Origin of the sequence: Polaribacter sp. Q13, assembly GCF_016858305.2 — a bacterium.
In the GTDB taxonomy this organism is placed as follows: Bacteria; Bacteroidota; Bacteroidia; order Flavobacteriales; family Flavobacteriaceae; genus Polaribacter.
On the sequence record NZ_CP074436.1, the window covers coordinates 3,470,660 to 3,484,110 of the forward strand.

Annotated in this window: 4 protein-coding genes, 2 tRNA genes and 4 rRNA genes; 9 read left to right on the forward strand and 1 reads right to left on the reverse strand. The window is 37.1% G+C overall.

From position 1 onward, the window contains the following. The first annotated feature begins 46 nt into the window (after positions 1–46). The 9 genes from rrf (JOP69_RS14670) to cmk all read left to right on the forward strand — a co-directional run bounded on the left by rrf (JOP69_RS14670) (position 47) and on the right by cmk (position 12,509). A 5S ribosomal RNA gene (gene rrf / locus JOP69_RS14670) occupies positions 47–156 on the forward strand. An 851-nt stretch (positions 157–1,007) separates the two neighbouring features. Next, positions 1,008–3,983, forward strand: coding sequence for an AAA domain-containing protein (locus JOP69_RS14675; RefSeq protein WP_203395275.1), 2,976 nt, complete (start codon positions 1,008–1,010; stop codon positions 3,981–3,983). Between the two features lie 1,468 nt (positions 3,984–5,451). Further along, positions 5,452–6,969: ribosomal RNA gene (locus JOP69_RS14680) — 16S ribosomal RNA — on the forward strand. An 84-nt stretch (positions 6,970–7,053) separates the two neighbouring features. After that, positions 7,054–7,127, forward strand: a tRNA-Ile gene (locus JOP69_RS14685). A gap of 83 nt (positions 7,128–7,210) precedes the next feature. Next, a tRNA-Ala gene (locus JOP69_RS14690) sits at positions 7,211–7,284 on the forward strand. Positions 7,285–7,475: 191 nt separating this feature from the next. Then, a 23S ribosomal RNA gene (locus tag JOP69_RS14695) occupies positions 7,476–10,360 on the forward strand. 171 nt (positions 10,361–10,531) lie between these two features. Continuing rightward, positions 10,532–10,641 (forward strand): 5S ribosomal RNA (gene rrf / locus JOP69_RS14700). The 16S, 23S and 5S rRNA genes sit together here with 2 tRNA genes alongside, the layout of an rRNA operon. 145 nt (positions 10,642–10,786) lie before the next feature. After that, entirely contained in the window at positions 10,787–11,815 is a 1,029-nt protein-coding gene (gene porQ / locus JOP69_RS14705; protein WP_203393663.1) for a type IX secretion system protein PorQ, read from the forward strand. Position 11,816: 1 nt separating this feature from the next. Then, complete coding sequence (gene cmk / locus JOP69_RS14710) at positions 11,817–12,509, forward strand: (d)CMP kinase (RefSeq protein WP_203393662.1); 693 nt, start codon at positions 11,817–11,819, stop codon at positions 12,507–12,509. Between the two features lie 133 nt (positions 12,510–12,642). On the opposite strand, the gene JOP69_RS14715 is transcribed toward cmk, so the two are convergent. Beyond that, entirely contained in the window at positions 12,643–13,272 is a 630-nt protein-coding gene (locus JOP69_RS14715) for a 7-carboxy-7-deazaguanine synthase QueE (protein ID WP_203393661.1), read from the reverse strand. Positions 13,273–13,451 lie beyond the last annotated feature (179 nt).

Genomic DNA, 13,451 nt, shown 5'->3' on the forward strand with positions numbered 1-13,451 from the left:
ACTGAGACTGAAAACTGAATACTAAAACACTGCATACTGAAAATCTTAGGGTGGTTATAGCATTGGGGCTCACCTCTTCCCATCTCGAACAGAGAAGTTAAGCCCAATCGCGCCGATGGTACTGCATTTATGTGGGAGAGTAGGTCGCCGCCTTTCTTTAAACCTCAATTCTTACGAATTGAGGTTTTTTTTTGTGATAAACTTAACGAGATATAATAATTTTTTTTTTGTATCAGTGACGGGTGTACTTTATTTCTTGTTTATATGGATCTAGTCCAAAAGTGGGGGATTTAGAAATTAGGCATAAATATTTGAGAGTCTAAAAAAGTAAAGAATTTCATATTGCAGATCTAAGTGCTTTAATTTTAGTATTAAAAGTTGAGCTTAAGTTATTTAACAATCGACTTATTTTGAATGTAATTTATGAGACTAATAAAGAATTAATTGATGATGAAATGGGAACCGATTATTAGTTATCTTTTTTAATAAGTACAATACATGTAATTAATTATGCTATGAATTATTAAAAGAACCTTTGCTTTTAATTACAGAATTGATAGAGCATTCTTTAGTGGGGTGGCAAATTTTTTATTTGATTATTGAAAAGGGGATTAGTGAAATTCATTCCTTTTTTATTTTAATATAGCACTGTCTCATAAAGTGTGTAAGTTTTAAAATCTCAGACTAATTAATTAGTCTGAGATTTTTTATTAATTTTAAATTTTCACACACTGATGAAGCTAGAAGATATTTTAAACGAAGATTTTATTGCTAGGTACATTAGTTAACTTATATACGTAAGCTACTCTTATTTAAGCTTGGTATTAGCTCTGTCAATACAAAAAGAGGTGGTTTTTATAATTAAAAACCTAGACTTCAGTAACTAACGATTTAATTCTATTTTGTTAATAAATAATGGTTGGCATTTCACTAAAAACAATCAACTAAAAGTATATATTCGCACACCCTTTTTTCAAATCCATTAACTACGAATTCTAAATACATACATGAGCAACGTAAAAAACTGGTTAAATTATTATAAAAGCAGTTTAACGGACAGTGAAAACTTGGCTGTAGACATATCTAGAATCAAAAATTTATTTCTTCAAAATTATTGCGATTTAAGTTCTGGAAGCATAAGTGCTAAGAATGCGGCAGATATGCTTGATGTGGAAGAAAAAAGAATTAATAGAATAAAGGGTCTCTCCAAAAAAGAAAGCGATAATTGGCATAAAGTATTCGATGCCGAAATTATTATAGCACCTTTTCAGTTAGATTTTCAAACAGATGACCCAAAGTTTAAGCAAAAAACAATTCATCCTTTTTGGATCACGGCTAGAGTAAATCGCTTGGGGCAATTATCTGCACCAAGAGAAATATTTCCTTTAATTGTTCGTAATTATTTAGCACCTGTTGCTGAGGTTGGAAACGATTTTATTTTTTCATCCATAGAAACAATTTCAGAAGCTAGAGAAATAGAAGAACCAGAAGTCGCAGAAGAGGAAGAATTAGATTGGGCTTCTTATTGGGAGTATATAAATCTAATTTTTTCAGAAATTACATCAACAAGCTTAGATAATTATAGGGCAGAAGGATATACAACGAATAATAAAACGACCTACTTTACTAGAAGTTCTAAAATTTCAGCAGCAAAAAGTATTCTTTTTTTGTATGAGAATTTAATAAATGAAACAGAAGAGCTTCCATTAATTTCAAAAATAATAAACCCAAGAAATAGAGAACGAAGAGATCCTATTACCGATAAAGGTTTTTTAGATTACAATCATTTGCATTTAGGGCAAATGTCTAATGAGTTTCCATTGTCTATCAGTCAACGTAAAACCTTATTGTCTTATTTAACTGCAGAAGAAAATGGAATTACAGCCGTAAACGGACCTCCAGGAACCGGTAAAACTACTTTGTTACAAAGTTTGGTAGCTACAGAAGTGGTTAGAGCGGCAATTAACGGAGAAGATGCACCAGTTATTTTGGCGTGTTCCACAAATAATCAGGCGGTAACCAATATTATAGATAGTTTCATTAACTCTAAAAGTACTATGGGGAATTTAGCCGAACGTTGGATTCCGGGTTTTAATGGCTATGCTACGTATTTACCATCAAACTCTAAAAGTGAAAAATCTTTAAAAAACATCAATTACCTTAAAGGAAATATGTTTGGTAATGAAGGTACATTGTGCGATCTAGAAAATGAAAATTATTTACATGATGCTAAGAACTTTTACTATAATAGGTATTCAGATTTTTTTGGTTTTCAGGTAAACTCACTAGAAGAGGCTTGTAACCATCTTCAAGAAGAAATTTCTGTGATAGAAGATAATTTAATGGAGGGAGTTCAGATATCTCAAAATTATTTATCATCCATAGAAAAAGTAAACAATTTATTACTCGATAAGGAAAATTACATTCAAAAAAATGTAATAAAAATTTCAAAATTACAAGAATGGAGAGATATTATCGTTAAGATAAAATCATTTTCTAAAGAACAGACTTTTATCACTGAGATACAACGTTATTTTAAAGTAGATTCCGAAGAAAACACCAATAATTCAGAACATCTTTTTATTGTAAGTAAAGAAACACTAGCTAGTGATAAAACAGCACTAACTTTTATTAAAAAATGTATTGTAGATTTTAATTTAGCATTGTCGTCAAACTTAAAATTAAAAAACTGGAAACATCACAATGATATTGTAGGCTACCCTTTTATTTCAGAAGAGCAAATGTGGGAGTTCGAATATGAAAAAATGGAGGCTAAAGATAAAACGCATTCTTTTTTTTACGATGAAATCGATTTAAGTTTACGACACAAAGCCTTTTTATTAGCAACCCATTATTGGGAGGCAAGATGGATTTTAGAAACAGAAGATGTATTGTTAAATGAAACTGAAAAAGGAACCGGAGAAAAAACGGTTATAGCAAAATGGAAGCGAAGAGCAATGCTTACCCCTTGTTTTGTGGCAACCTTATATACAGCACCAACACATTTTTTATTCAGCCAATTTCAAGGAGAAAATGAAAACGGAAAACCAATTTTCGAATACTTGCCCTTATTCAATTTTCTAGATTTATTAATTATTGATGAAGCAGGCCAGGTAACACCAGAAGTTAGTATCCCAATATTTTCACTCGCACAAAAAGCAATTGTTGTGGGAGATTTAAAACAAATAGAACCAATTTGGTCTATTCCTCCAAAAATTGATTACGGTAATTTAACCAATCAAAATATAATTACAGATCTAGCTCAAAAAGAATATTTAAACAATATTGGTTTTTTAGCTTCTAGCGGAAGTATCATGAAAATGGCACAAAACGCCTGCGAATACGAAACGCCATTAGTAACTAAAAAAGAAAATGGTCTGTTATTATTAGAGCATAGAAGATGTAACGATGAAATTATTGGTTTTTGTAATGAGTTAGCATACGATGGTATTTTAAAACCCATGAAAGGGAAAGCGCACAAAGATCAAATATTTGCATCTATGATGGCATATCATGTAGAAGGGTATAGCGAACGAAAATTTAACAGTCGTCATAACATGAATGAAGTAAAAGCAATCATTTTATGGCTAAATATGCATAAAGAAGAAATACAAAAAGCTTATAACGTAGAAAAAATAGAAAGTATTTTAGGTATAATTACACCCTTTGCAAGTCAGAAAACAGAGCTTTCCAAAGCCTTAATCGCATCTGGCTTTAAAGTAAACGAGATAAAATTAGGTACCGTGCATGCCTTACAAGGAGCAGAGCGTAATATTGTGCTATTTAGTTCGGTATATAGTAATGAAGACGAAGGTGTGCTATTTTTTGATAGAGATAATAAACCAAACATGTTAAATGTAGCGGTTTCCAGAGCAAGAGACAGTTTTATTCTTTTCGGAGATACTAGAATTTTTGATGAAACCAAAACCACACCCTCCGGAATATTAAAAAAGCACTTAAATATGTTTGAGTTGCCTACTTAAATTAGCATACTCAATAATGTTGAGTAGGTTAGGAGCAATGCTTCGTATCCATTTCAAGCAATATATTAAAGAGCACCCAATAAAGGAATAATTCAAAGGATTATTTTTTTATTGGGTGTTCCCACGCCAAAAAAGGCGCGGTCGGGCTTTGCACTATATCTTTTTAAGGTATTATTTTCGCTACCGCTTCAATACCACCATAAAAAGGATGCCGTTTCAATCCCTAACACGGAGTTTTTTATTGTAATAAACGACAACGAAATAATTATAGAAGAGGCAGAACAAACAAAATAGTACTTGGTTCGTTCTATTATAGATATTTAACGCGTAATCGAGAGTCATTGCGAGGCACGAAGCAATCTGTTGCTCAATTTTATCTCCTTAATTTATAATCTCATAAAACTTATGGTGACTATGTTTCTATATGGTAATAAGAAAATTTCAACTCGTCTGTATCTAATTTCAGTTAAAACCTTTTACAGTTTAAGTATATTTCCAATCACGCTACATTATATATAAGAGGATATTTATACCTTTAAGAAGATCGTTTATGCCAAAATTTATAATTCAAGTAACTGGTGAGGTCTCATTTTAACTCAAAAGATTCAAAATAAAACACCGTTATACCAAAAAAAGAGGAGTTTTCAGAACAAGCGAAGAGCCTTTCAAAGACAAAACACGCAAGAGCAGCAGCAGAATCACTAAAGAAAACAATCCCCAACCGACTTATTTCCATTAAAACCCGGCATCTATCCAATTTCTGTTTTCTATGTGTTTAAAACAATCATCCACTTCCAAAACTACCCCAAAACCTAAAACCCGAAAAATAACTTTAAAACAACCTCAAAAAAACTTCAGTTATAAACCATTAAAAACAAGCCTCTTAAAACCTTATGTAAAATTAAACCAAAATAAAGGTAAAAAAATAGTTGTCAGAATAAAAATGAGTTGTAAGTTTGCACCCGCTAACAGGAATATCAGAAAGTTAGCAACGTTCATTGAGGAGTTGTAATTAGATTAAGGATTAGTAGTTTAACTAAGTAGAGTGTCAAAATTTTATTTAAAAATAAAATAACAATTTCCTTAGGATTATAATTAAAAAGAGTTGTATGTTTGCAGTCCGAAATTTTCGGCAAAACGTTCAGGTTTTTTAAGGTTAAAAAACAAATAAAAAAAAGTTTCTTTTTTTTATTGTCAGATTAGAAATAGTTTGTATGTTTGCAGCCGCTAAGGAATACAGCAAAAACGATCAGAGAAAGTTTGGAATGATAGTTAAAGATTATCAGTTAGTTCGAGTCTAACATTTCTACAAGTTAGGATTTATAACGAGTGTTTGAAAACATGAGTGCGAAGCCTAAAAGTTCATTGAAAATATTGAAATTGACAGCGTAATTAAAGAGTAGAATAACCACATTATTAATTTAATGTAAATTCTTTTGAAACTTATTCATTAAAATATTTAAAATATACAATGAAGAGTTTGATCCTGGCTCAGGATGAACGCTAGCGGCAGGCTTAACACATGCAAGTCGAGGGGTAACATTGTGCTTGCACAGATGACGACCGGCGCACGGGTGCGTAACGCGTATAGAACCTACCTTTTACTGGAGAATAGCCTTTAGAAATGAAGATTAATGCTCCATAGTATTGAGTTCCGGCATCGGGATTTAATTAAAGATTTATTGGTAAAAGATGGCTATGCGTCCTATTAGTTAGATGGTAAGGTAACGGCTTACCATGACATCGATAGGTAGGGGTCCTGAGAGGGAGATCCCCCACACTGGTACTGAGACACGGACCAGACTCCTACGGGAGGCAGCAGTGAGGAATATTGGGCAATGGAGGCAACTCTGACCCAGCCATGCCGCGTGCAGGAAGACTGCCCTATGGGTTGTAAACTGCTTTTATACAGGAAGAAACACTGGTATGTATACCAGCTTGACGGTACTGTAAGAATAAGGACCGGCTAACTCCGTGCCAGCAGCCGCGGTAATACGGAGGGTCCGAGCGTTATCCGGAATCATTGGGTTTAAAGGGTCCGCAGGCGGTCAATTAAGTCAGAGGTGAAATCCCATAGCTCAACTATGGAACTGCCTTTGATACTGGTTGACTTGAGTCATTTGGAAGTAGATAGAATGTGTAGTGTAGCGGTGAAATGCATAGATATTACACAGAATACCGATTGCGAAGGCAGTCTACTACGAATGTACTGACGCTGAGGGACGAAAGCGTGGGGAGCGAACAGGATTAGATACCCTGGTAGTCCACGCCGTAAACGATGGATACTAGTTGTTGGGTGTATGCTCAGTGACTAAGCGAAAGTGATAAGTATCCCACCTGGGGAGTACGGTCGCAAGACTGAAACTCAAAGGAATTGACGGGGGCCCGCACAAGCGGTGGAGCATGTGGTTTAATTCGATGATACGCGAGGAACCTTACCAGGGCTTAAATGTAGTATGACAGGACTAGAGATAGTTTTTCCTTCGGGCATATTACAAGGTGCTGCATGGTTGTCGTCAGCTCGTGCCGTGAGGTGTCAGGTTAAGTCCTATAACGAGCGCAACCCCTGTCGTTAGTTGCCAGCAAGTAAAGTTGGGGACTCTAACGAGACTGCCTACGCAAGTAGTGAGGAAGGTGGGGATGACGTCAAATCATCACGGCCCTTACGTCCTGGGCCACACACGTGCTACAATGGTATGGACAATGAGCAGCCATCTGGCAACAGAGAGCGAATCTATAAACCATATCACAGTTCGGATCGGAGTCTGCAACTCGACTCCGTGAAGCTGGAATCGCTAGTAATCGGATATCAGCCATGATCCGGTGAATACGTTCCCGGGCCTTGTACACACCGCCCGTCAAGCCATGGAAGCTGGGAGTGCCTGAAGTCGGTCACCGTGAGGAGCCGCCTAGGGTAAAACTGGTAACTAGGGCTAAGTCGTAACAAGGTAGCCGTACCGGAAGGTGCGGCTGGAACACCTCCTTTCTAGAGAAAGATGGTGAGTTACAAAAAAAGGTCATTTTTACTCTTTGCTGTTAATTTTATAATATAAGTATTTTAAGCTATTATAGTCTCGTAGCTCAGCTGGTTAGAGCGCTACACTGATAATGTAGAGGTCGGCAGTTCGAGTCTGCCCGGGACTACAAATAAGCAAAAGTACTAAGGAAATTCTGGAAGTAAGAGGATTCTACATTCATAATTTAGAATTTATTCTGAATTTCATAATGGGGGATTAGCTCAGCTGGCTAGAGCGCTTGCCTTGCACGCAAGAGGTCATCGGTTCGACTCCGATATTCTCCACAACGGCTTATAGTTGTTGCTGATTTAATTATCAGTGGCGATTCGCCACAAGTTCATTGACATATTGGTAAAATGATATCGTAAGAATCAAATAGATAGAGAACGATTAGAGTAATATCTAATCAAATAATTTTTTTATAAAAATATAAAAGAGTTCATTATAGTGTGGCAACACACTGTAGCAAAAAGTACAATAAGTTAAGTAAGGGCGTATGGCGGATGCCTAGGCTCTCAGAGACGATGAAGGACGTGATAAGCTGCGATAAGCTACGGGGAGGGGCACATACCTTTTAATCCGTAGATTTCCGAATGGGGCAACCCGGCATGTTGAAGACATGGCACCTCGTAAGAGGAGTAAACCCGGTGAACTGAAACATCTAAGTAACCGGAGGAAGAGAAAACAATAGTGATTCCGTTAGTAGTGGCGAGCGAACGCGGATTAGCCCAAACCTATTTTGTTACGGCAAAAGAGGGGTTGTAGGGCCACGATATTCGAAGATAAGTGAATTAGAACTGTTTGGAAAGACAGACCATAGAGGGTGATAGTCCCGTAAAAGTAAGCGAATTTTAGATAGTGGTACCCTGAGTAGTGCGGGACACGAGTAATCCTGTATGAATCCACCGGGACCATCCGGTAAGGCTAAATACTCCTGAGAGACCGATAGTGAACTAGTACCGTGAGGGAAAGGTGAAAAGAACCCTAAGTAAGGGAGTGAAATAGAACCTGAAACCGTACGCCTACAAGCGGTCGGAGCATCATTTATGGTGTGACGGCGTGCCTTTTGCATAATGAGCCTACGAGTTACTGTTTCTAGCAAGGTTAATTGATTAAGTCAAGGAGCCGTAGCGAAAGCGAGTCTGAATAGGGCGCTTTAGTTAGTAGTAGTAGACGCGAAACCGAGTGATCTACCCATGGGCAGGTTGAAGCTGTGGTAACACACAGTGGAGGACCGAACCAGTTGACGTTGAAAAGTCTTTGGATGACCTGTGGGTAGGGGTGAAAGGCCAATCAAACTCGGAAATAGCTCGTACTCCCCGAAATGCATTTAGGTGCAGCGTTGAGTAAAAGTTTTATAGAGGTAGAGCTACTGATTGGATGCGGGGGCTTCACCGCCTACCAATTCCTGACAAACTCCGAATGCTATAAAATGTTTCTCAGCAGTGAGGGCATGGGTGCTAAGGTCCATGTCCGAGAGGGAAAGAACCCAGACCATCAGCTAAGGTCCCCAAATATATGTTAAGTTGAAAAAACGAGGTGAAATTGCTTAGACAGCTAGGATGTTGGCTTGGAAGCAGCCATTCATTTAAAGAGTGCGTAACAGCTCACTAGTCGAGCGATTTTGCATGGATAATAATCGGGCATAAACATATTACCGAAGCTATGGATTAACGTTGAAAGACACGTTAGTGGTAGGGGAGCATTGTAATCAGCGTAGAAGGTGTACTGTGAGGTATGCTGGAGTGGTTACAAAAGAAAATGTAGGCATAAGTAACGATAATGGGGGCGAGAAACCCCCACACCGAAAGACTAAGGTTTCCTCAGCGATGCTAATCAGCTGAGGGTTAGTCGGGTCCTAAGGCGAATCCGAAGGGAGTAGTCGATGGATAACAGGTTAATATTCCTGTACTTCTTATAATTGCGATGGGGTGACGGAGTAATGAAAGCACCGCGAACTGACGGAATAGTTCGTTGAAACATGTAGCTATTAGACTTGTAGGTAAATCCGCAGGTTTAGGTGAAGTGTGATAGTACCAAGCGTCTTCGGACAATTGGATAGTGTGCCTAAGGGCTTCCAAGAAAAACCTCTAAGCTTCAGATTATAAGAACCCGTACCGTAAACCGACACAGGTAGTTGGGATGAGAATTCTAAGGTGCTCGAGAGATTCATGGCTAAGGAACTAGGCAAAATAGACCCGTAACTTCGGGAGAAGGGTCGCCCATCTTCGGATGGGCCGCAGTGAAAAGGTCCAGGCGACTGTTTATCAAAAACACAGGGCTTTGCTAAATTGAAAGATGATGTATAAGGCCTGACACCTGCCCGGTGCTGGAAGGTTAAGTGGAGGGTTTAGCTTCGGCGAAGATCTGAAATGAAGCCCCAGTAAACGGCGGCCGTAACTATAACGGTCCTAAGGTAGCGAAATTCCTTGTCGGGTAAGTTCCGACCTGCACGAATGGTGCAACGATCTGGACACTGTCTCAGCCATGAGCTCGGTGAAATTGTAGTATCGGTGAAGATGCCGATTACCCGCAGCGGGACGAAAAGACCCCGTGAACCTTTACTATAGCTTAGTATTGGCTTTGGATAAGTAATGTGTAGGATAGGTGGGAGACATTGAAGCGGCGTCGCTAGGCGTTGTGGAGTCGTCCTTGAAATACCACCCTTTGCTTATCTAGAGTCTAACTCAGAGATGAGGACAGTGCTTGGTGGGTAGTTTGACTGGGGTGGTCGCCTCCAAAAGAGTAACGGAGGCTTCTAAAGGTACCCTCAGTACGCTTGGTAACCGTACGTAGAGTGCAATGGCATAAGGGTGCTTGACTGAGAGACATACAGGTCGATCAGGTTGGAAACAAGAGCATAGTGATCCGGTGGTTCCGCATGGAAGGGCCATCGCTCAAAGGATAAAAGGTACTCCGGGGATAACAGGCTGATCTCCCCCAAGAGCTCATATCGACGGGGGGGTTTGGCACCTCGATGTCGGCTCGTCACATCCTGGGGCGGGAGAAGGTCCCAAGGGTTGGGCTGTTCGCCCATTAAAGTGGCACGCGAGCTGGGTTCAGAACGTCGTGAGACAGTTCGGTCTCTATCTGCTGTGGGCGTTAGAAATTTGCGTGGATCTGACTCTAGTACGAGAGGACCGAGTTGGACTGACCTCTAGTGTACCTGTTGTTTCGCCAGAAGCATAGCAGGGTAGCTACGTCGGGAAGGGATAAGCGCTGAAAGCATATAAGCGCGAAACCCACCACAAGATGAGATTTCTTTAAAGGGTCGTTGGAGATTACAACGTTGATAGGTCATAGGTGTAAAGGCAGTAATGTCATAGCCAAGTGATACTAATAACCCATAGACTTATGTACGCTTCCCGCCGAAAGGCGGGAGCACAGACTCTTTACTTATTTGACAATTTAGATATTATTTTACCATATGTCAACTTATACAGTTGGCAGTGAAACAGTCAGCAGTTGGCAGTAGCAGTATTTATACTGAGACTAAAAACTGAATACTAAAACACTGCATACTGAAAATCTTAGGGTGGTTATAGCATTGGGGCTCACCTCTTCCCATCTCGAACAGAGAAGTTAAGCCCAATCGCGCCGATGGTACTGCATTTATGTGGGAGAGTAGGTCGCCGCCTTTCTTTAAACCTCAATTCTTACGAATTGAGGTTTTTTTTTGGTTTAAAATGAAATGTTTTGTTGGAATTTTATCATATTTGTTTATTCTATTTATAATATTATAGCTTATTTTCGTTATTAATTTATCAGCAGTTTATTTATTTCTTAATGAATTATAAAAACATCGTATTCTCTATCTTTATTTTTTCTATTTGCTCTCTGAGAGGACAAGTTGGAGGAGAAAAAGTATATCAGTTTTTAAATGTATCTACTTCTGCTCGTCAAGTTGCATTAGGTGGAGAAGTTTTAACACTTTTAGATGATGTGAATCAACCTATATGGAACCCTTCTGTAATTAGTGTTGAGATTGACAATAAATTGTCTGCCAATTATACTAGTTTTTTAGCGGGAATAAATATTGGTTCTTTAGCTTATGCTAAAACAATTTCTAGACGGTTTGGTACCATTCATGGAAGTATTAAATATATTGATTATGGTTCTTTAATTGGAGCAGATGAAGAAGGCAATGAAACTGGAGATTTTAATGCTAGTGATATAGCGGTATCGGTGGGTTATGCTTTAAATATTCCAGGATCAAATTTTTTTGTAGGTTCTAATATTCGTTTTATAAATTCTAATATAGCTAATTTTTCTTCTATTGGTGTGGCAACAGATTTAGCTATTTTGTACTACAGTCCTTATAAGCCTTTTACGTTTACTTTGGTTTCTAGAAATATAGGTGTTCAATTAGAGACTTATAATGGAGTAAACGAAAAATTACCTTTTAAAGTTGCTTTAGGTGGTTCTTATAAATTAGAACATGTTCCTTTAAAATGGTATGCTACTATTGATAATTTACAGAAATGGGATATCTCAGTGCGAAACCCATCTGATCAAACAACGGATTTAGAAGGGAATGTTACTAATGAGAAAGTTGGTTTTATTGGTAATACTTTTAGACATTTTGTAATTGGGGGAGAGTTGTTTCCTGAGAGTTTGATTAATTTAAGGTTGGGCTATAATTTTAGAAGAGCAGCGGAATTAAAATTACAAAATGCGAGAACTTTTAGTGGTTTTTCTTATGGATTTGGAATTCAAATGAATAGGTTAAAGTTTAATTATGCGTATTCTAAGTATCACTCTGCAGCAAATGCAAGTACTTTTAGTTTATTAATAGATTTAGATAGTAGAAGATAATATGAGTAAAAAAATTATTATTGCAATTGATGGATTTTCATCTACCGGTAAAAGTACCATTGCTAAATTACTAGCAAAAAAGTATAATTATATTTATGTAGATACTGGTGCAATGTACAGAGCTGTTACTTTGTTTGCAAAACAAAATAGTTTTGTAGGTAAAGATTTTTTAGATAAAGAAGCACTTGTTTCTAGTTTAAAAGATATTTCTCTTACTTTTCAGTTTAACAAGGAATTGGGTTTTGCGGAAATGTTTTTGAATGGTGAAAATGTTGAGAAAGAAATTAGGACTTTAGAGGTATCTCAATTGGTTAGTAAAGTAGCTACTATTTCTGCAGTAAGAAAAAAGTTGGTGGCTGAACAACAAATAATGGGAGAAAATAGTGGAATTGTTATGGACGGTAGAGATATTGGTACTGTTGTTTTTCCGGGTGCAGAACTGAAATTATTTATGACCGCATCTGCGGATAAAAGGGCAACCAGACGTTATAAAGAGTTGGTTGATAGAGGTGATAAAGTGGATTTTAAAGATATTCTTTTTAATGTTGAAGAAAGAGATAGAATTGATTCTACGAGAGAAGACTCTCCTTTAATGAAAGCAATTGATGCAATTGGTTTTGATAATTCTGATATGGGAATTACAGAGCAATTTGAACGTATTTGTACGTTAGTAGATAGAAAACTTTCTGAATAACATTAAATTTATAAATGCGCTTAGCCCTGATTGAACGGTTTGTTTGAGCTCTTTTTTATTCCTTTTTAGGATAAAAAAAGCGAGTAGTGAAAGCAGGAAACAGCTTCTAATAAAAATAGTTAATACCTGAATATTATGGAATATTCAGGTATTTATGCGTTTGTAAAGAAATTTTCCATTTCGGATTTTTCATCACATAATCTACAATTTCTGGTGTCATTTTTTCTTTTTTACTCCATTCTGGTTGTAAAAATAACTGGCATTTTTCGCCAACTTTGGCAGCTTCTTGTTCAGCAAAATCAAAATCTGACTTGTTATGAATAATCATTTTAAGTTCGTCTGCTTCTGGATAACATTCGTCTAAAGGCATTTTTGTTTTCTTTGGTGAAAGACAAAACCAATCCCATTTTCCGGAAAAAGAATAGGCTCCAGAAGTTTCTATATGTGTTTTTATATTATTCTGCTGAAGTAATTCTGTAATATAATTCATTGGCCACATTAAAGGTTCTCCACCCGTAATAACAACCGTTTTAGCGTGTTTTGTTACATTCTTTACAATTGTATCTGCTAGGGTTGGTGGGTGCAATTCTGCATTCCAACTTTCTTTAACATCACACCAATGGCAACCCACATCGCAACCACCAACTCTAATAAAATAAGCTGCAGTGCCTGTATGAGAACCTTCACCTTGTATTGTATAAAACTCTTCCATTAACGGAAGCATAATACCTTTGTTTACTAAATCTTTTGTCTTTTTATCCATCTTCATTAATATCAACCCTAAAAAGGTTTTAAAAGTGCAAAGGTAGTTTTTTGTGTATCAAGAATAAAAGGAATAATAAATTAATTCTAATTGCTTAATAATCAAAACAATTTTGTAAATTTGCACTCCTTTTTACGAGAACAGATTTATAAGAAGGATATTTAAAACAATTTATAAAA

What these genes read in the sequence shown, in the direction of transcription:
- JOP69_RS14675 (WP_203395275.1), top strand. Translation starts at nt 1,008, where the DNA reads ATGAGCAACGTAAAAAACTGGTTAAATTATTATAAAAGCAGTTTAACG.
- porQ (WP_203393663.1), top strand. Translation starts at nt 10,787, where the DNA reads ATGAATTATAAAAACATCGTATTCTCTATCTTTATTTTTTCTATTTGC.
- cmk (WP_203393662.1), top strand. Translation starts at nt 11,817, where the DNA reads ATGAGTAAAAAAATTATTATTGCAATTGATGGATTTTCATCTACCGGT.
- JOP69_RS14715 (WP_203393661.1), bottom strand. Translation starts at nt 13,272, where the DNA reads ATGGATAAAAAGACAAAAGATTTAGTAAACAAAGGTATTATGCTTCCG.